This is a genomic window from Streptomyces sp. LARHCF249 (genome assembly GCF_052871255.1).
Window position 1 is genome coordinate 31,517 of record NZ_JBIXJQ010000014.1, and the last position, 19,437, is coordinate 50,953.

Genomic DNA, 19,437 nt, shown 5'->3' on the forward strand with positions numbered 1-19,437 from the left:
GAAAATGCACGGGGAGCGCGGGCGCATCGGCCTGGTCGGGGGCAGCCCGCAGGCGGGCGAGGCTGACGCGGAGTCGGTCAGGCGGGGCTCGCTGGTCATGGTGACGGTCGAGGACGGAGATCCCGAGTTCGCCAAGGCCGTCGAGGAACAGCTGCTGGTGGTGACCGGGTGGTGGCAGGCTGAGGCGGGTTTCGTGCAGACCGTCTTGCGTTCGCCTGCGGAGCGCCATGACGTTGAGCGCTTCCTCCATACCTCCGGCATCCGGGACGCCGCCGAAGACGAACCATTGGTCGTGTACATCACCTCGCACGGCGTGGTCAGCCCGTCGGGCAGGCACTTCCTGCGTCTGCCCGACACTGACGACAGCCGGCTACAGGCAACCGGCATGCCCACGAACGAGCTTGTTATTGCAGCGCTCGACTCACAGGCCCGGCATGTGCTGGTCATCGTCAATGCCTGTGAGTCCGGGGGCATTGACGTGGAGCTGACGTCCTTCATCCGCGATCTTTCGCGTACTCGTACCTCGAGTGGCACGATGACCGTCGTGGCCACGACGGCAACTCGTTCGCCTGTCCTGGGGCGCGAGTTCGCCACGATCTTGCAGATGGCGTTCGCCTGGCTGCGGGATGCAGCAGGCATCACGCGCTCCCATCTGTCGGCCGGCGAGTTCATGAGTGCCCTCGAGGAGGCCACCGGCCGGCTCAACGCAGAGCGCGATCTCCAGCTGCCAGGCCCGCGCCTGGTCTACCACTCCAAGCTGGGGGCGGTGGCGCTCACTCTGCCCAACCCCGGGTACCGGCCCAAGCCGCAGGTGGTCGCTCCCGCCCGAGCAGAGGTCGCGGCCACACACGACGAACTGGAGTACTGGCTTGACCGCGCCAGCGGCCGCGCCAGCAGCGATGACCCAGGTTGGTACTTCTCCGGCCGTCAAGACCTCAACCGGCAGCTGGCCCACTTCGCTTCCCACGACCCCGGAGTACTCATCGTCACCGGGAGCGCTGCGAGCGGAAAGTCCGCCCTGCTGGCGCGCACCGTCACACTCAGCGATCCTGATTTCCGCGCGTCCCCGCGCTATGCGCAGGCGGTGCGCATGGCCCCCGAAGACAGCGTGCCCGCCGAAGGGTCGGTGCATGTCGCGGTGTCCGCCCGCAATCGTGGGCCGGTGAGTCTCATCGAGGCGATCGGCAGCCGCCTGGGCTGTGCCCCGGACCGTTCACGGCCTGCTGCCGATCCGCTGCGGCAGTGGCAGGAAGGGCTGCGCAACTTCTTCACCGCCGGTTGGGGGAAAACGGTCACGGTGGTCATCGACGGTGTCGACGAATCCCTGGATCCGGCGGCCTGCATTCGCGACGTGCTTGAGCCTTTGGCCCCCTACACCCGCGGGGCGCAGGATTCCGTCAGAGCGTCCGTACCCGCCCAGCAGGCAGCGGGCCCGGCGCTTTCAGGACGGCAGGCGGGACAGCGGGGGCTTCGGCTGCTGCTCGCTGTGCGCAGCAGCCGACCCGGCACGCAGCTGGCGTCGGCGGTCCCCAGCATGCCCGGGCTGCTGGAGGACTTGCGTACCGCGTTTCCCGGCGCGCGGGAAGCGCGAACTGACGCGGACGGGGTGGAGGCGGACATCTCCGCATACATCGCTGCTCTGCTGGCGGCGGCGCCCTGGGGCAGGGACGCGGCGGAGGTCGCCCGGGCGGCCCAGGCTGTGGCACCTCATGTCAGGCGTTCGTTCCTCGATGCGCGCCTGGCGGCAGAGCAGTTGCGGCGCAGGGACGGGCTTGCCCTGTTGCGTGACCCGCAGTGGTTTGCGCAGCTTGACCGCGGCACGGTGGGTTTGTTCGCTGAGGATCTCGAGCACGTCGCCGACAGCGGCGTGAGTGTTCAGGAGGCGGTGGCGCTGTTGCGTGTCACTGCGTTCGGGCTGGGGCGGGGGATCCCTTGGGCGCAGGTATGGCCGGCGGCGGCCGAGGGCCTGTTGCAGGCGCGTATCGATCACGCAGACGAGAAGATTCGTCGGCTGCTGGAAAGCCGACTGGCGGGGTATCTCACCCATGACACCGAGGACGATCGTGTGGTGTATCGGCCAGCGCATGAGCAGCTGGCCGCCATTCTTCGCCAGTGGCCGCATCCGCGGTCGCCGCAGGGGACGCCGGGGGGCTCAGGAATGGCAGCGGACGACCAGGTGAGAGATCCAGGCGGCGACGAGCAGGAGGCTCATGCGCGGATCGCGGCGGAGCTGGCGCGCTTGGTCGCGGCGCATCACTCCGCGCGTGTGCCGCACCCTTATCTGAGTCGGTATCTGGCGCATCATGCCGCACTGGGCCGCACCTTGGATGACGAGCATGTGCCGCCTGCTGTGCTGCCCTGGCTCGCTGGAGACGGAATCCGCGGCCTTCTCGCTCTCCCCCACGCCGGCGACGCGGAGCGGCCGTGGCTGACCGCCTGGGCGTCGGTCGAGCCCTATGTGAAGACCGCCGATGCTGCCTCCCGCTGTGCCAGCCTCCACCTCGCGTACACCGCTCAACGTCATCCCGGCATCCCGCATGCACAGCTGCCGCCTGAGGCCCGGTCATTCGCCGGCTCCCCGCTGAGGGTCCTTTGGTCGCAGTGGTCTCCCCCGTCCAACGTGCTCGCCACCCTGAGCCGTACCTGTCTGTCCCTGACCGCGGTCGACGGGCCCGGCGGCGGTGTGCTGCTCGCTTTGGGCAACGAGTCAGGCAGCATCGAACTCGTCGACGCGGGCAGCGGCACCGCTGTCGGAGAACGGATTCCCGCCCATGAAGGAGCCGTGCGCAGCCTCCGCTTCGTGCCGCACCCTGCGGGCGGCGGCGCACTGCTCTCGGGAAGCACAGACGGCACAGTGCGGGTGTGGGACACGAACTGGGGGGTTCTGGTCAATCACATGAAGGGGCAAGGGCACGTCTGGACGTCCGACATCGCAGGCTTTCGCGACGAGGCACAAGTACTGACGTCCATCGCGGTCAATGGCGAGGGGGCTGTCACGCTGTGGAGGGACCAGGTGGGGGCGCAGCAGTTCGCCGAAATGAGCGCTCACCCCCTTGAGCCCGCCGCGTTCGCTCTCACCCTCACTGACCATCCCGACGATAGGAGGTTGCTGGTCGGGGTAGGCGGAACGCTGCATGTATGGGACATCGCCAGCCATGAGTTACTCCGCGAATACCCCATCGGATCCCCGGTCAGGTCGCTGACGAACACGACGGTGCCCGGTCTGATCGCCTGCGGGCACAGCGACGGCTCCATCATGCTGGTGGACGTGAGCGCGGGGCCGAAGGCCGCTCTGGCCGGAACAGGTGAACCCGTCATCGCTCTTGCGGCTGTGCACGTCGACGGCGCGAACCTGCTGGCAGCAGCAGGCGCCGGGTCCACGATCGACATCTGGGACATCGACGCCCAGCAGTGGAGGGGCCGGCTCACCGGCCACACCGATGCCGTGACCGCTCTGTCTACCCTGCCGCCCGCCCGAGGGGCAGGCATTCTCGCCTCCACGGCACGGGACAACACCGTACGCGTGTGGGACACCGAGGCATTCCGGCGCGCCCTCTCCGCCGCCGAGACCGCCCCTGCCGTGGTAACCACAGCACTCACCACGCGTTCGCACACCCTTCCTGCTGTCGCCGTCAGCCGCGCGGACGCGAAGGTACAGCTGTGGGACACAAGTACTGGAACGACCCTCAGCACTCTGTGCGCCGCCCAGGAACCCGCGGTCCCCGCCCTCGCCTGGACGCCGTCCGGCGCAGGCAGCCAGCCCCTGCTCTTGTGGGCGGCAGCCGACCACAGCATCCTCACCTGGAACCCCCTGAGCAGCGGCCACACCCGCACAGCGGTGCCCCTTGCGGGGCACTCTCGACCCGTCCGGTCCCTCGCCGCTGCCGTCACCCACACCCGGCAGCGCATCGTCATCAGCGGCGGCGACGACTGCAGGGTCTGCCTCTGGGATCTGGACAACGGGCTGAAGGTGCACCATTGGCGCCACCAGTTCCGTATCACCAGCGTGGCTGCAGCATCCGATGGCAGCAGCACCTGGTTCGCCTCCAGCAGTTTCGACGGGATGGTGAAAGTGTGGGACGGCCAGTACGGCGCACCCGAGCGTGTCCTGTCCTGCAGTCAGGGCCCCATCAAGGCCATAGCCGTCAATGCCCGGCCCAGCCAGCTGCCCGCGTTCCTCGCCAGCGGTGGAAATGACGGCAGCGTGCGGCTGTGGGACCTAACCACCTACGAACCGCTTGGTGAGCCCCTGCAGGGACACGCAGACGCTGTCGAAGCCCTTGCCACCTGGACGACCGTGGCAGATGAGCCGCGGAACTGGGTCGCCAGTGCCTCCCGGGACGGAACGATCAGGTTCTGGGACGCTCAAACATCACGTTGCGTCCTGCAACTGGCCACGTGCAGCCCCGTGTACACCCTTTCCGCGCAGCACTGCGACCAGTCCGACGGCATCGTCCTGGCCATGGCCGGAGAAGCGGGAGTCGCAGTCTTCAGTCTGGATCTGGAGAAGCTGTGACATGGTGTGCGCCCCCCGAAGTCCTTCGTGCGCCCCCTGATGGATCAGTAAGAGGTCTGTTTCCGCCTGTCAGGCAGCAGAAAATGATCGTTCGGCAGCACCTGTGCCGGTCGGCCCTGGCTTCTCCAGAACCTCAAGCCGATCCCAGCACCACGCTGCACGAGACAAGATCCCCCAGGGCAGAATCCATCCCGCCCACAGCAAGGGACATCCGCCGCGAAGACCCCGCCGCCGGCGGACGCGAAAGATGTCGAGCGAGATCCGGTGGGCCTATCCGCCCAAACCCGCCGGCGTGAGGAGTGGCGCGTGAACGAGGCAACCCGGTTACAGCTGATCGCGGCACCCGAGCACGGTGTGTGGCACTTAGGAAAAGCGAAAGACCCCCTGAAGTACAACAAGATCAGCAAGGCAGACAACAATCGCACCGGCGGCAACCTGTGGAGCCTGGTGGGCTACGGCACCCTGTACTGCTCCTCTGAACTCGACGGATGCTTCGCCGAGGCACTGGAGCCCTTCCGCGTCCACCCCGAACTGCAGGCCTTGATCGCCGAAGACTGGGGAACGCCCGACTTCATGCCCCCCGGAACCCTTCCCCGGGACTGGCGCACCCGCCACACCCTGGTGCGCCTGCAGCCGACGAAGGAAGCACGGTTCCTCAACATCGACGACGAAGAAGCCCTGCACCTCCTGTCCCGAGAACTCAAGGACGAGCTGGCAGCACTGGGAGTCCCCACGCTGACACGAGAACACATCCGCGGTTCGAACCGCAGGGTCACGCGGCAGATCGCAGCCTGGGCGATCACCCAGCGCACCCCCGAACAGGGACGCCTCATCCACGGGATCGCCTACCGATCCCGCTTCGGGATGCGCCAGTGCTGGGCCATCTTCAGCGACGTCGACCTGGAAGAAATCGAACAGCAGCCCATCTGGCCTGAAACCGAAGGCCTGCGCACCGTCGCGAAAGAGTACGGACTCACCATCCGCTGACGCGAAGCCCGAGCCACTCCTGCTCCTGACCTCCCCGGATCCCCCTCTAAACCCCACTGAAGGCCATAGCCCGAACGAACGAAAATCCGGCCTGGCTTCTGACAGGCCACTGCGCCCGTTGAGCTGAAAGCCGCAGGTCAAAACCACGAACCCGCCCGCGACACCCCTGTCTTGACGGCGCATCACATACGGCATGTATGCGCAAAAGTAGTGGAGTTAGAGGTGGATTCTGGGTAGTCTTAACTCATCGACTACTGAGGAGGATTCATGATGGCAACCCGTTGCCTCTTACGGCCCAGGAGCATTGCCCCACCCCCGCAACTCCTCATGCCCCGACAGAACCTGCCCGTGAGCAGCCGGCCGAGCAGCAGGCACGACACCGTCCTCCTGCATCGCTTGCACCCCCTCAGTCCTCCCTGCACCGGATCCTCCGCGACCGGTACGCAGCGACACTGAACCGAGGCGCTCCGCGCCCCAAAGTCCGCAGCGGTCACGCTTCCCGCCGGACCATCACTTCGAAGCGTCACCGCACCCCGCGACCTGTCCACTCCGCACCCTCACCTGTGCCGCAGCTGAACGGACCGCGCACGATCCTGCACCCGTAGCCCGACACGCGACCAAAGGCCCCAAACGCCAGCGCGTAGCCGGAACACGAGGGAGACACCCATGCCCACCACAGCCGCCAACGCCTCTGCAGACCCCAAGAGCACCGCCAGTGCCGAGCGAGCCCACGCCGTCACTGTGCGCATGTCCATCGCGGACATCGCCCGCTTCCTGCAGGACAACCTCGGCCAGCGCCTGACCGCCCGGATCACCAACATCAGCGATCCCCGGCAGGTCGGAAAGTGGGCCTTGGGAAACTCCGCACCGCGCCAGGACGCCGAAGACAGGCTGAGGGCTGCACTGCAGGTGTTCCAACTCATCCAGGACGCCGAAAGCCTCTACACCGCCCGCGCCTGGATGATCGGCATGAACCCGCAGCTCGAGGACGAAGCCCCCCTCACCGTCATCGCAGAAGGACGCTACAAAGACGTGATGGTCGCGGCACGCTCCTACGTCGACGGCGGCTGACCTCTTCACGGCTGGACTCCCGGGCCGCATGAGGGCTTGCGCCGGCACGGCCCCGGTCCAGTCCCGGAGGGGGCACCGGCTGCGAAGGTCCGTGGTGTGGCCGAGGCCGACCAAACGGCTGCCGCTCTCCTGGGCCGCCTCCCGGCTCATCCGGTGACCGTCTTCGACAAGGCCGCCGCCGAGGCGCTGCAGGACAGGCGCGGTCTCCTCGCGCGGAACGCAGGTGCGCCGCCGGAGGGTGAGGTGCCGGCTGGGCCCTATGGGTGGACGCATGGCAACTTCCAGTACCGCAACCTGCTGCGCCAGGACGGCAGGGTCGTGGCGGTCCTGGACTGGGACCGGCTCGGGGGCCGTCCGTACGGGGAGGAGGTGGCGCGGACTGCGCAGGTGCAGTTCGGGGTGGGTGGCGTCTTTGATCTCGACCGCGTCGCCGCTTTCTGCGCTGGCTACCGTCCGTGATCGATCTGTCGGAGGGGGACCTTGGCGACGCCGTGACGCGGTTGTGGTGGAAGCGGCTGACCGACTTCTGGCAGCTGGAGTTCTACCTCGACCGCCAGGACCCCGCCTTCGGCGAGATGTTCTTGATGGACGAGGACCTGCTGAACTGGTGGACTGGCCGCGCTGATGAGGTCCAGGCCGCCTACGCGGCTCGCTAACTGGTGGCTGTCGCTGGGGTCAGCCCGGTGGCAGCCAGTTCGGGCAGACACGGCGGGACCAGCGGCACTGCCCGTGTCCGGGCCTTTCTGCCAAGGCCGGTCCGGTCGGCGGACTCGATAGCCTGCACCCCGGTATCCACATCGTCTGGGTGCAGGATCACCCTGCCCTCTCCGACCGGATCGTTCCCGTGGCTCTGTCGCAGATCTTGTGATGCCTGACGCCGGTCCTGGCACCAGCCCTGAGACGATGTGCGTATGTTCGATTTCGGCTTGAGGGATATCACCCGCGCTGGCTGAACGGCCTACGCCTCGTGGCGTAGACGCACGGGCGACGGCTCCACGCGTTGAGCGGCCGTCCTCTGACGAGGGTCTGGTCTTTCGTGCAGCGTCACGGACACACGCCGTGGGGTGTGATCCACCAGCCGTTGTCCGCCGGAATCAAGCTGCGGCGGGCAGCTCGGTGCGCGTGCGCTGGATGAGGTCGGCAACCTCGGGGTGCCCCTTCCAGGGTCCGAGGGCGTGTGTGACGTCGTGGAGGTAACTGTGGGCACGGCTGGAGTGGACGTTGCTGAGGATGCGCAGCGAGGTGTTCGCGGCGGTGAGGCCGCGTTCGAGTTCGCGGTTCTGGATGTGGCTTGTGGCCAGGACGGCCATGCGGATTCCGGTGGCTCGGGTGAAGCGGTCCGCCGGCATGGGCTCGGCCAGCTCGTTCCAGGTGAAGGCGCCCTTGGGGTCGTTGAGATCGCGGTGTACTTCGGTGGCGTCGGCGGCGAGGCGGGCGTGGGTCATGTAGGCGAGCTGCTCTGGATCGTGGCTGCCTGGCCGGATGGAGTCGAGGAGCTCCTCGGTACGGCCGAGTGCGGCCTTGGCCGCCTTGGCGTTTCCGGTGCGCCCGTGGGCGCGGGCTTCGGCTAGCTTGGCGAAGGCGAGTACCCGGGGTGCGGCGTGTCCGAGACCGCGCTCGTAGGCGCCTTCGGCCATGTCGGCGGCCTGTTCGGGGCAGCCGCGCAGGAAGGCCTGGAGGGCCATGGTGGCCATCACGTAGCAGCCGCTTTCCACGTTGCCCGCTGCCCGTGCCAGGCGCAGGGCCTGGACGAAGTGGCGCTGGGCGACGTCGTGGTGGCCGGTGTCGACTGCTGACCAGCCCACAACGCGGGACAGCTCAGCGGTCGCCGCGAACAGCTCGCGCCCGATGTTCTCGGTGTAGGTGCCGGTCAGCAGCGGTGCGGCGCTCAGGCGCAGGCATTCGGTGACGGAGCTGGCCTTCCAGTTTCCGCCGCCGAAGCGGGAGTCCCACAGACGGGCTTCATCGGCGGCCTTCCACAGTTCGTCGAGGTCGCTGCGGCCGACCTGCCGACCGCCTTCGTGCGCGGTCGGGGCGTCAGTCGGCTTGGCCAGCCAGCGGGTGACGGGGGTGGCGAAGGCGGCGATGGCGAAGCCGTTGCTGATGAGCTGGCGGCGGGAGCGGTCCACGGTTCTCCAGTAGGTGGCGGCGACGCGGATCGCATCGACGGGGTCGCGGGCGAAATCCAACCCCATGTCAGGGTTTCCGCCCGACCTGCTGTACATGCCGATTTCGTCTACGCTCACCGCTCTGCCGAGGCGTTCGCCCAGCGCAGCGGCCAGGAACTCGGGGACGCGGCCGCGCGGGATCATTCCGAGATTCACCCATCTGGCGACGCTGGTGTGCTCGTACCTGAGTGGAACACCGGCCGCAGCCCCGATCTTGTTGATCTGCGCGGCCAGGGATTTATGGCTCGCGCGGGCCTGCTTGATGAGCCGGGCCAGATCCTTGTTGGGATCGCCCTGGCGGTCCTTCGTGGGCGCCACCGAGCCCCCTCATGCCAGCCGGTGTCCTGCGACGTGGATGCCGCGGGTGCGGGATCTGAGCCTAGGACGCGGGGGTGGCTCGAGGAACGGGATGTGCGTTGTTCGCCCTCTTAGTTCGCCTCCCGCGCGCATCGGCTCCGGCGGTTCTCTGGATGCAGGCGGAGGCTCGCACGCCGGAGCTGCGGGGATGCGCCGTCTCTTCCCGGTTCACGACCAAGGTGGGTGTCAGATGTACGAAGTCCTCGTCACCGGCGGTGCCGGCTTCATCGGTTCGCATTTCGTCCGGCGCATCCTGCGCCGGGACGACGTGTCCCGGGTGACCGTGCTGGATGCGCTCACCTACGCGGGCCACCCCGAGAACCTGGGGGAGGCCTTCCTCGACCCGAGGCTGACGTTCGTCCACGGCAACATCCTCGACGGCCCGCTCGTGGACGAGCTCATGGCCCGGCACACGGCCGTCGTCCACTTCGCCGCCGAATCACACGTCGACCGCTCCCTCACCACGGCCGACAGCTTCCTCACGACGAACGTCCTGGGTACGCAGACACTCGCCGCTTCCGCCGGCCGCCGCGGGATCGCCAAGTTCGTTCACGTCTCGACCGATGAGGTGTACGGATCGCTCGCGGAAGGTTCGGCGAGCGAGGACGACCCCGTACAGCCCGGCGTCCCGTACGCGGCATCGAAGGCCGCCAGCGACCTCGTGGCCCTGAGCCACTTCCAGACCTACGGCCTGCCAGTCTGCGTGACGCGCAGCTCGAACAACTACGGGCCCCACCAGTTCCCCGAGAAGGTCATCCCCCTCTTCACCACCCGCCTCCTGCAGGGCGAGAAGGTCACCCTGCACGGCCAGGGGCAGCACGTGCGGAACTGGCTGCACGTCGAGGACAACTGCGCCGGAGTCGAACTCGTGCTGTGCGACGGGAAGCCCGGCGAGATCTACAACCTGGGCGGTGGCACGGACCTCACCGTCCGGGGCCTGACCGCCAAGCTCCTGGCCTTGTGCGGCAAGGACTGGGACTCGGTGACCTACATTCCCGACCGGCAGGCCAACGACCTGCGGTACTCGATGCTCTGGGACAAGATCGCCGCTCTCGGCTTCAGGCCGGTCCGTGACCTCGACGAGGGCCTGGCCGAGACCGTCGACTGGTACCGGCGCAACCCCGACCGCTGGGCTCCGCTGACGCGCACCCCGTACGCATCCCGCGCCACGCACGCGATCGCAACCGCCGGGGAGGTAGCCCATGCCCACTGACCAGCACCCCCCGCGCAGGATCCTGGTAACCGGTGTCGGCGCCAACCCGGGCTTCGGGCTGACCCGCAGCCTCATCCGCCTGGGCCACACGGTCATCGCGGCCGACGCGAACCGGCTCGCCCCCGGCTTCCTGCTGCCCTCCGTAGTGCCCCAGATCATCCCCCTCGCCAGCGCCCCCGACTACCCCAGCGCCGTTTTCCGCCTGTGCCGGGAACTGGGCGTGGAGGCGCTGGTGGCCGGCATCGAGCCGGACCTGGAGCCCTTGACTCAGATGGTGCCCCAACTGGACGCCGACGGCGTGCGCCTGTGGCTCCCGGACGCGTTGTCGGTGCGCGCCTGCACCGACAAGGCCCTCTTCCACGAGGTGCTCACTGAGCATGGCATCGCGACCCCGCGCACCTGGCAGCCGCAGGAGATCGACCAGGTTCCCGACGGCGCCGAGCTGGTCGTCAAGCCCCGGCGCGGTCACGGCGCGCAGAACGTCCACTTCGTTCGCCGCCGGGAGCACGCGCGCGTTCTGTGCGAGCTTGTCCCGGAGCCCATCGTGCAGGAGCGGATCTACGGCTTCGAGTTCACGGCGGACTGCCTGGTCGACCGGGCCGGACGCGCCTCGGTCATTCTGCGGCGCCGGGATCTGGTCAAGGCAGGCCTAGCCGCGGTGTCCTCCACGTTCGACGACCCGAACGTGCGCGACCTCGTGGAGCAGACGCTGGGCGCCGTCGGCGCCCGCGGCCTCTGCTGCGTGCAGGGATTCGTCTGCGCCGACGGTGCGATCACGATTACCGAGCTGAATCTGCGGATCGCCGGCGGTTTCCCCCTGACCGAAGCGGCCGGAGCGGACCTCGTCGGCCAGATGGTCAACGGCCTGTTCGGACTGCCGGTCGACCACAGCTGCCTCACTTACCGCAGCGGCGTGTTCCTGACCAACTACATCGAGACCCTGGCCGTCGGCGACGTCGCCGAGCTTGAGCGCACGGCCGCAGTAGAGGGAGAAGGACCGTGAGCGCATCAGCGAGGCCCGATGCCCGGCGCAACGCCGGCCCGTACCTGTACGGGCGGGAGACCGAGGCAATCGCCCGGGTCCTGGAGGGCGGGCAGTACGGACACACCGACGTCACCGAGGAGTTCGAGCGGCGGATCGCCGACTTCCTTGGCGTCCCCGATGCCGTGGCCGTCGCCTCCGGCACCGCAGCCCTCCACACCGCCCTGCTCGCCGCCGGGATCGGCCCCGGCCGCGAGGTAATCGTGCCGTCCATGACGTTCTGCGCGACCGTGCAGGCCATCCTGGCCGTCGGCGCCACCCCGCACTTCGTCGACATCGACCCGGCCACTTTGTGCGTCAGCGACCAACTCGTCATGGACGCCGTCACGGACAGGACGGCCGCCGTTATGCCGGTCCTGTTCGGCGGCCGTCCCGTCGACCTCTCCGCCATCCAGGAGGAACTCGACGAACGAGGCGTCGTCGTCATCGAGGACGCGGCGCATGCGTTCGGCTCCCGACACGGCACCCGCCGTGTCGGGGCGAGCGGGGCACTGACCTGTTTCTCGTTCGGGCCGATCAAGAACCTCACCTGCGGCCAGGGCGGCATGGTCATCCCCCGCACACCCGCAGAAGCCGACACGATCCGCCGTATCCGGCTCGTGGGCGTGGTCCAGTCCCAGGGCGAGCGCGCGAACACCACCAGCTACCGCGTGGAGGGCTTCGGCCTGCGCTACCAGCTCTCCGGCATCAACGCCGCCATCGGCCTGGTCCAGCTCGACGGCTTCCAGGCCGCCGAGGACACCCGCCGCAACCTGTGGCGGACCTACCGGGACGCCCTCGCCCCACTGGACGGCGCGACGCTCATCGACGTTGACGTGGAGCACGCCGTGCCGCACCTGTGCCAGGTCCGCGTCCCCCAGCGCGACGAGGTGTTCGCCACCCTCCGGGGCCAAGACATCGGGGTCGGCGTCCACTACCCGCCCAACCACACCCAGCCCGCGTTCGCCGCCTGGCACCGCTCCCTGCCGACCACCGAGCAGGTAGGCGGCGAGCTCCTCAGTCTGCCGTTCCACCAGCACCTCACCGAGGCGGACATCGACCTCGTGGTGACCGCGCTCGGGCAGGCCCTCAAGTCCGTCGGAGGATCGTGATGCGCAAGCTCCTGACCGTATGCCTGGGGAACTACTGCCGAAGCCCGTTCGCGCAGGTCGCGCTCACCCGCAGGGGCGGGACGGCGGTGACGGTCCGCTCCGCCGGACTGATCGGCAAATGGCAGGACCAGCCCGCCAACCCGTCCATGATCAACGCGGCCCGGAGGCTCGGACTCGACCTCACCCACCACCGCGGACGACAAATCACCCTGGAGGACCTCGAGTGGGCGGATGACGTCCTGGCGATGGACGCCGCCGTCCTCGACACGCTCCGCGCGATCGACGACGGCCACAACACCCACAAGCTGGGCCTCTACCTCCCCGGCCGCGACGTTCCCGACCCGATGGGCCAGGACGAGAACACGTTCAACGACTGCGCCGTGGTGATCGAGGCGGGCACAGCCCTGCACACCGGACGCCGACGCCAGCAGTCCGGCTGATTCAGGCGGATGCGGCGGCCAGCACCACGTCCACGAGCCTGTCCGCCGCATCCGGTCGCCCGTGCATCCGTGCCCGCTCCCCCATCACCATCCGCCGGGCGGGGTCGGTCAGGAGCGGACCGACCGCGCTCTGCAGAGCAGGGCCGGTGACCTCGCCGAGCAGGGCGAGTGCCGCCCCCGCGTCCGCCAGGTGGCTGGCGTTGTGGGCCTGCTCGTTCCCCGCCGACGTGGCGAGCGGGATGAACACCGCGGGCTTGCCGAGCGCGGTCAGCTCCGCCAGAGTCCCGGCACCGCTCCGCGACACCACAACGTCGGCCAGCGCCAGCACGTCCGGGAGCTCCGACCCCAGGAACCCAGTCAGGTGGTAACGGTCGGAGAGAACCGGGTCCAGCCCGGCGGCAGCCGCCCGAAGTTCGTCCACGTTCGCCGGACCGCACTGGTGGATTACATTCGCGTGCGCCAGGAGCCAGGGCAGCACGTCCCGAACAACACCGTTGATCTGCTGGGCACCCTGCGCCCCGCCGGTGACGTAGACCGTCGGCAGACGCCGGTCGAACCCGTACAGGGCCAGAACCTCCACCGCCTTGTCCGGGTGGCCGGCCAGCACTTCCGGCCGCACCGGGTTCCCCGTGACGACCGCACGCCCACGCACCTCGGCCGGCAGAAGCGACAGCGAGGACTCCGAGGACACCGCGATCCGCGTCGCCGAACTCGCGAGCTTGCGGTTGGCCAAGCCCAGCCGAACGGTCTGCTCGTGCAGAACCAGCGGAACGCGGCACAGCCGCGCGGCCAGCCCGGCCGGAACCGCGACGTACCCGCCCGTCGCCAGGACGACATCCGGCTGGAAGCCGGACACGATCGACCGGGCCTGCGCCACACCGAGCGGCACCCGCGCCATGTCCTTCACGTTCGCGGCGGACAGCATCTTGAGCGGATTCGACGAGCGACGGATCTTCCCCGTGGCCACCGTCTTGAACACGATCCCCTCCGCCGGCGCGACACGCGCCTCGAGACCGTCCGCCGTCCCGACCCACAGGACATCCAACGTGCTGCCCGAATCGGAGAGACGGCCCTGCAAGGTACGGATCGCCGTCAGGGCCGGGTAGGTGTGACCGCCAGTGCCTCCACCCGTCACAAGCAGCCGGAACGAACGCGGGAGCACGGAGGAAGTATTCACCCCCCGCACCCTACTGGCTGCCCAGCCGCTCACGCTGAAGTACGCCGGACGGCAGACCGCACACCTACGGTGAATCGCCCGCCGCCGCACGCCTCCAATCCCGCCTACACACCGGAGTGACCTCGACGAAGGCACCCTCGGCAGCATTCCACAGGTGGAACCGCAGATGACGTCGAAGCCGCCGACGAGAAGCAGTGCGCTTACGGCTTCTGGTCAGGCGCCTGAATTGGGATCTGACGCAGGCCCTCCGCAGCCGCTTGATCCCTGCGGGCGACACTGATGAGCGCAGCCTCGATGTGCGAGAGGTCGGGTGCCATGAGCTCACCAAGGCGGGCCAAGGCGATCCGCATCGATGGAGTGTCCACCAACGCCTCAACGCGCGCTGCAGACATTTCATCGAGGCGAGCCATGGCTGCCCTCATCGAGGGGCGGTTCATCAAGGCCTGGACTTGCGTTGAGGACAACGACAGTGCCTCGTCCAGGCTGGGCATTTCAGGAAGCCCTGGAATGTCCTCCGGGGTGATGGGGACCGGGCGCTTGGAGTCAAGGACTGCCTTGTCCGCTGCCGTGCTCAGCAGGACTCGGGTCTCCCAGGCGTACGCCCCATCAAGCGCCTCATCACCGACGTGCCTGGTCTCCCTGAGCAGCCACCGGACCGAGGCCGTGAACCAGTGATGGCCGTCCACCTCCCGGCCGCTCACTTCCAGCACCCGGTCGAGCGCCACGGCCGTAGGAGCCCAGTGCGCTGTACGCATCATCGTCAGCCTGTAGGCGTCTCCATTCGAGGCCGGGGTCAGCCGCGCGCCTTCAACCACCCGAAAGCGCTTAGACGCGGCACGAGCAGCCTCCAGGATCGCCGTACGGGTCTCCTCGGTGTCCAGAAGCCCCTGCACGTCCTCAGCGCTAGCCTTCACCTCCGTGGCGAACTTCGTCAGCACGCCATCGAGCGAGGTGAACAGGAAGAACCGACTCTCCATCCCGGCGATATCTATGTCCATCGGCTCCGGATACGACGTGCCGTCGCCGAAGTCGTTCGTGTTGTTGCTGACGAAGTACACCGTCTCTTCCGGGTGATCGCGCGCGTACTCGACCGCCGTCAGCCAGATCGCGGCATCGCGGGCCCCGATCTTGTCCTTGCCGCTGTTGACCGTCTTGCACGGGGCGATCAGGTTCGTCTCCCGGAACATGGCCTGCTGGTAGGCGGTGGGGGATGTCTCGATGACCTCCGTGATGGATGCGTACCGCTCCCGCCAGTGCTCGCGTACGTGCTCGGGTGACCACTTCTTCGGATGGGCGACGTGATCCCAGGGCGTGGCCTTCCGGAGGCCGTCCATGGCTTCTACGGCAGCATCGTGCTTCGTCTTGTAGATGATGGCCTGCTGGGCGGCGACCTCCTCAAGGGCGATCCACGGGGTAGCCACGCGCTCGCTGTCTGCGGCCCGAATGGCGCGGAGTACGTCCGCAGCGGGACCGCGCAAAGAGGTCCCTTTGAGGATGTTCGCGTCCAGGATGATCAATGCGGGGCACTCCGTCTTCCTCGGCTCCGAGACGTACGGGCATACCCTCTCAACTTCTGATCATCGGGGTAGGGGGAATGCCGGCACCGGCAGAGCACCTCCTCGCTGTTGCGTCGACCGCGACGTTCCTGGTGCCGCATAGGACTGGCCAGGTTGGTTGGGTGCGTCGCTTGGCGGCACCAGGAAGGAGTTGCAGCCTCGTCGCTGCTTGTCCTTGTACATGCGGTGGAGGTCCCTGATTGGGCATGCTTCCAGGTCCGCAATCACGGGAACGCCGCCTTCCACGAAGGGGTCTTCCAGCATGAGCAGAACCAGCGGATTGGCGACACTCACGATGGCGATGTACCGGGGAAGTCGTTGGTGCTCCGTCGGCCCATGGCAAGTAGCCGCCGTGCACGTGCGGTGGAGGCGGGGCCGGGGAGCGAAGAGGACGGTCAGCATGGAACGGCGAGAGCGATGGCACCCAGGGTAGTCAGGATGGTTGCGGTGGGGGTGATGGCTGCGACGAGGACCGTCGCAGCCAGAAGCATGCCCATGCCTGGCCGACAGCGTGTCGGCCCGCCCTATTGACTCCAGGTCAGAGCATCGGCCTCATACGCACGTGGCCCCCGAATAATTTCGGGGGCCACGATTTGCTCTGGTGGGTGTTAGAAGATTCCGGTGCTCGTGGTGCTCCAGTGGCTGTCGCTAACCTTCAGCGGTGTCCTGTGGCCGGTCAGAGTGCCTGGGTAGAAGAGGAGGCAGCCGGTTGGGCATGTGGTGGTTTTGGTCGTGCCGGTTCCGTCGTCGTAGGTGACGGTGTGGTTGGGGTCGGCTGGCGTGGTGGCCCAGAGGTCGGCGAGGTCATCACCCGTTTTGGGCTGGAACTCGCGGTAGGAGATGGTAGTGCCGTCGTCGTTGACGCTCTTGTTAATGACTGTGCCTTGGGCGTTGCCGTTTGAGGTGATCAGGGGGCGGATGGTGGTCTGCCAGCCGCCGCTGCCGAAGACGGTGCGTGCGCCGAGGCTGAATTTGCCGTCCGTGATCTTGCCGGGGTAGAGGTAGGCGACTCCGTCGGCCTTGTTGCGGGCGAGGATGTCCTGGATCCCGTCGCGGTTCTGGTCGCTGGCGGCAAGAATGGTGTAGTCCTTCCACAGCGTGCCTGGGCTGATGTGGTTGCCCTGCTGCACGTCGAACGGCTCGGTCTGGTCGGCGGCTCCCCCCGATACGGTGCGGCCGGAGTAGATGCGCAGGCGTGAATCGGTGCAGGCGTCGTCGAGGCAGACGCGGACGACGAGGTCGTTGCCGTGGGCGAAGCCGGTGTCGGCGCGTTGGTCTATGTCTCCGGGCATGACGATCTGCAGGAGGCGATTCCAGCCTTGGGGGCCGAGGTCGGAGGGCGGTGCGATTGTCTGGCGGGTCCAGTACAGGGCGCCGCCTCTGCCGGTGCCGGGGTAGAGGTAGAGCTTGCCGTCGGGGAGGCGCACGAGAGAGTCTTCGTAGCCATCGGGTGCCGCGGTGGGGCTGGTGAGGTTGGTGAAGTCGCCGCCGTGGGCGATGAGCGCTCCCGACCAGCCCTTGAAGCCGACCGTATAGGGGGTGAGCTTGCCGGTGCCGTCGCCGGCGTGGAATCGGAGTTCGGCGTTGGTGTCGGTGCTGGTGGCGTACATGTCGGTGTAGCCATCGCCGTTGAGGTCGCCGAGGAGATCGTGGGTGGCGCGCTTGATCAGTGGGCTTTGGCCTGGGGCGTAAACGAAAGCAGCAGGGGCGGTCTTGATTACGGTGCTGTCGGCGTCGCCGTCGACCGGTGAGTGGTTGCCCGCCATGTCGTAGGCGAGGACGTGGAGCTTGCTCTGGGGGTTGCCGGTGGGGACTATTTCGATGACCGTCTCGGTGACTCCTGCGGCTAGAGGGACCCAGGCGTCCGTGCAACCGCTGCTCGAGACCGACACCGGACGGTCGAGGGCCCAGCAGAAGCCGGCCAGATCGCCGGCAGCGTTCTTGAGTTTCAGGCGGAGCTTGGTACGCGCCTGCTGGATATGTGTGGTCAGTGCGCTGCCGTCTTCTTTGGTGACGGTGACGGGGCTGGTGGGGCCGGTCTTGTCGACGCTGAAGGGGCAGTCGGCCGTGTAGGGGCTGTCGGGTCCTTCGCCGTCCTTGGCTCGGACCTTCCATTTGTAGGTGCCGGTGGGCAGATTGTTCGCGAGAACTGTGGCGGTGGCTGTGCCGCCGCTGGCCACGTTGGTGATGTAGGAGACGGGTACGGCGGCGCCTGCGGCGGTGGTGACGACGAATTCGGGATTTACGGTGCCGCCGTCCTTGTCGAGGAGGGTGGCTGTCAGGGCCAGGCCGCTGTTGCCGATGGTGGCGCCGCAGGGCACCGGCTTGTTGCCCTCGCCTGACGGGGACCAGCTGCCTTCGTAGGCTCCGCTAGCAGTGACCTCGGGCGGGAAGTTGTAGGTGACCTCGAGGACGGGGTTGTTGCGCAGGCGCTTGAAGCTGTTGACGTTGCCGAGGTAGGAGTTGGGGACGCGCAGGCCGAAGACGAGCGGGTCCCACCCCTCCTGGACGTAGGAGGTAAGCGCTGCGGACTTGAAATCGTAGCCTTCCACGCCCGGGCAGTAGGTCGGGTTGCCGTGGGCGAAGTTGCCCTGGGCGAGTTTGTAGCCCCAGTAGTTGCCGCGGGTGTTCCAGGTCGGGGTGGTGGTGATGTCCTGCGAGGTCCACAGCTCGGTGGGGCCGGCCGCGGAGGCGTCACAGCCCCAGGAGTGGGTCTGTTCGACGGCGAAGGTGGCGTCGAGGATGGTGGCGCCTTTGAGGCCGTGGGTGTTCATGGCGAAGAACGACTGGGTGTCGCCGCTGCCGTTGTAGCCCACGCGTGGCTCGTCCCAGGGGTTGCCGGAGTTCCAGCCGGAGCCCCAGGGGTAGTCGGCGTTCGGGGTGGCCGAGTACACCACGGCCCACTTCTCGGTGTAGCCGCCAGTGAAGATGGGGTCGATGACCAGCGGGAACTGCGTCGCCGAAGACAACAGCGCGGGGTCGGGCGTCAGCGTGAGCGTGTTTCCTGTGACGTCCGCGCCCACAGGGGCCTGCTGCGGCTCCGGCGGGGTCGCTGGCGGCGGGCTGCTCCCACATCTTGGGGGTGGGCGCGCTGAAGACGACGTTGCCTTCAGCGTCCTTGGCCAGGAGCCGGTCGCTGTGGTCTTCGTCGAGCGTCACGCCGTCGGAGGTGACGGCGAGTTTGATGGTCTTCAGGGCCGGGTTGGCAGCGGCCTCGGGGGTGTTGACGAGGAGGTGCTGGGCGAAGCCGTTGACCTCGGCTATCAGCTTGAGGTCGACGCCGGGCAGCACTGACTTGTAGAGCGCGGTGTTCCCTCCCACCACCGGCTCTGGGAGCGTGCCAGGCCAGGACAAGGCCAGCTTCTTGCCGCCGCGGTCCATCGCGACCAGCGGGCCGTCTCCACCCTGGGAGAAAGCGATGCCGAAGGAAGCTGTCGGGCCGAGTGTTCCGTCCTCCTGCTGGGTGAGCGTGGGGTCGGTCTTGCGCCACACGGATTTGTGGCGTGACCAGATGGGCAGCGTGGACTGCCGCAAAGTCAGGTTTCCATCGGGGTTTGCGTACGTCTCGGAGTACTCGGTGCGGCGGTCGATGATCTCGACGCGCTGGCCCGAAGTCTTGGCGAGGCTGTAGGCCCTGGCCTCCGATGCGGCTTGTGGCGTGCCGTCTGTGCCGTCGGTGGTCTGTTCGGTGGCTGTGGCGGTCTCGGGGGTGGTTATCACGCTCAGGGCGGTGAGCGGGAAGGCGAGGGCCAGAAGGGCGGCCAGCGGGCGGGTCAGGCCTGCGCCGGCTCTTCGGTGGTTCATGAGTTTTTTTGGTCT

14 protein-coding genes are annotated in these 19,437 nt (G+C 67.8%); 10 read left to right on the forward strand and 4 right to left on the reverse strand.

Features of this window, described 5'->3' with window-relative positions; all coding sequences use genetic code 11:
• Positions 1-4: 4 nt before the first annotated feature.
• The 5 genes from ACIPUC_RS31670 (at position 5) to ACIPUC_RS31690 (ending at position 7,230) form a co-directional block, all read left to right on the forward strand.
• On the forward strand, positions 5-4,516 hold the full coding sequence (locus tag ACIPUC_RS31670) for a hypothetical protein (RefSeq protein WP_446593827.1): 4,512 nt from the start codon (positions 5-7) through the stop codon (positions 4,514-4,516).
• Between the two features lie 306 nt (positions 4,517-4,822).
• On the forward strand, positions 4,823-5,503 hold the full coding sequence (locus tag ACIPUC_RS31675; protein WP_446593828.1) for an RES family NAD+ phosphorylase: 681 nt from the start codon (positions 4,823-4,825) through the stop codon (positions 5,501-5,503).
• Positions 5,504-6,169: 666 nt separating this feature from the next.
• Positions 6,170-6,574 (forward strand): XRE family transcriptional regulator, encoded by a 405-nt coding sequence (locus ACIPUC_RS31680; RefSeq protein WP_257559838.1) that lies wholly within the window; start codon positions 6,170-6,172, stop codon positions 6,572-6,574.
• A 96-nt stretch (positions 6,575-6,670) separates the two neighbouring features.
• Positions 6,671-7,033, forward strand: coding sequence for a phosphotransferase (locus ACIPUC_RS31685; RefSeq protein ID WP_446593829.1), 363 nt, complete (start codon positions 6,671-6,673; stop codon positions 7,031-7,033).
• On the forward strand, positions 7,030-7,230 hold the full coding sequence (locus ACIPUC_RS31690; RefSeq protein ID WP_446593830.1) for a hypothetical protein: 201 nt from the start codon (positions 7,030-7,032) through the stop codon (positions 7,228-7,230). Before ACIPUC_RS31685 ends, ACIPUC_RS31690 begins: the two co-directional genes overlap by 4 nt.
• Before the next feature lie 438 nt (positions 7,231-7,668).
• Here ACIPUC_RS31690 and ACIPUC_RS31695 read toward each other — a convergent pair whose 3' ends face one another.
• Entirely contained in the window at positions 7,669-9,060 is a 1,392-nt protein-coding gene (locus ACIPUC_RS31695; protein WP_446593831.1) for a sporulation protein, read from the reverse strand.
• 229 nt (positions 9,061-9,289) lie between these two features.
• On the opposite strand from ACIPUC_RS31695, the gene ACIPUC_RS31700 reads away from it, so the two are divergent.
• From ACIPUC_RS31700 to ACIPUC_RS31715, 4 genes are read left to right on the forward strand one after another with little or no spacing between them, the layout of a single operon-like run.
• Positions 9,290-10,312, forward strand: a complete 1,023-nt coding sequence (locus tag ACIPUC_RS31700; RefSeq protein ID WP_446593832.1) for a dTDP-glucose 4,6-dehydratase — start codon at positions 9,290-9,292, stop codon at positions 10,310-10,312.
• Positions 10,302-11,315, forward strand: coding sequence for an ATP-grasp domain-containing protein (locus tag ACIPUC_RS31705; protein ID WP_446593833.1), 1,014 nt, complete (start codon positions 10,302-10,304; stop codon positions 11,313-11,315). Before ACIPUC_RS31700 ends, ACIPUC_RS31705 begins: the two co-directional genes overlap by 11 nt.
• The gene (locus tag ACIPUC_RS31710) at positions 11,312-12,445 is read left to right on the forward strand and encodes a DegT/DnrJ/EryC1/StrS family aminotransferase (protein WP_446593834.1); all 1,134 of its coding nucleotides are present in this window, start codon (positions 11,312-11,314) and stop codon (positions 12,443-12,445) included. The genes ACIPUC_RS31705 and ACIPUC_RS31710 overlap by 4 nt, the downstream gene beginning before the upstream one ends.
• On the forward strand, positions 12,445-12,885 hold the full coding sequence (locus tag ACIPUC_RS31715) for an arsenate reductase/protein-tyrosine-phosphatase family protein (protein WP_446593835.1): 441 nt from the start codon (positions 12,445-12,447) through the stop codon (positions 12,883-12,885). The genes ACIPUC_RS31710 and ACIPUC_RS31715 overlap by 1 nt, the downstream gene beginning before the upstream one ends.
• A 1-nt stretch (position 12,886) precedes the next feature.
• On the opposite strand, the gene ACIPUC_RS31720 is transcribed toward ACIPUC_RS31715, so the two are convergent.
• From ACIPUC_RS31720 to ACIPUC_RS31730, 3 genes are all read right to left on the reverse strand, one after another.
• On the reverse strand, positions 12,887-14,047 hold the full coding sequence (locus ACIPUC_RS31720; protein WP_446593836.1) for a UDP-N-acetylglucosamine--N-acetylmuramyl-(pentapeptide) pyrophosphoryl-undecaprenol N-acetylglucosamine transferase: 1,161 nt from the start codon (positions 14,045-14,047) through the stop codon (positions 12,887-12,889).
• Positions 14,048-14,262: 215 nt separating this feature from the next.
• Entirely contained in the window at positions 14,263-15,579 is a 1,317-nt protein-coding gene (locus ACIPUC_RS31725; RefSeq protein ID WP_446593837.1) for a PIN domain-containing protein, read from the reverse strand.
• Positions 15,580-16,226: 647 nt separating this feature from the next.
• Entirely contained in the window at positions 16,227-18,641 is a 2,415-nt protein-coding gene (locus ACIPUC_RS31730) for a hypothetical protein (RefSeq protein ID WP_446593838.1), read from the reverse strand.
• Positions 18,642-18,756: 115 nt separating this feature from the next.
• On the opposite strand from ACIPUC_RS31730, the gene ACIPUC_RS31735 reads away from it, so the two are divergent.
• The gene (locus tag ACIPUC_RS31735) at positions 18,757-18,912 is read left to right on the forward strand and encodes a hypothetical protein (protein WP_446593839.1); all 156 of its coding nucleotides are present in this window, start codon (positions 18,757-18,759) and stop codon (positions 18,910-18,912) included.
• Positions 18,913-19,437 lie beyond the last annotated feature (525 nt).

Bases quoted from the DNA above. Each gene is read 5' to 3' on its own strand.
- ACIPUC_RS31670 (WP_446593827.1), top strand. From the start codon at position 5: ATGCACGGGGAGCGCGGGCGCATCGGCCTGGTCGGGGGCAGCCCGCAG.
- ACIPUC_RS31680 (WP_257559838.1), top strand. From the start codon at position 6,170: ATGCCCACCACAGCCGCCAACGCCTCTGCAGACCCCAAGAGCACCGCC.
- ACIPUC_RS31700 (WP_446593832.1), top strand. From the start codon at position 9,290: ATGTACGAAGTCCTCGTCACCGGCGGTGCCGGCTTCATCGGTTCGCAT.
- ACIPUC_RS31705 (WP_446593833.1), top strand. From the start codon at position 10,302: ATGCCCACTGACCAGCACCCCCCGCGCAGGATCCTGGTAACCGGTGTC.
- ACIPUC_RS31715 (WP_446593835.1), top strand. From the start codon at position 12,445: ATGCGCAAGCTCCTGACCGTATGCCTGGGGAACTACTGCCGAAGCCCG.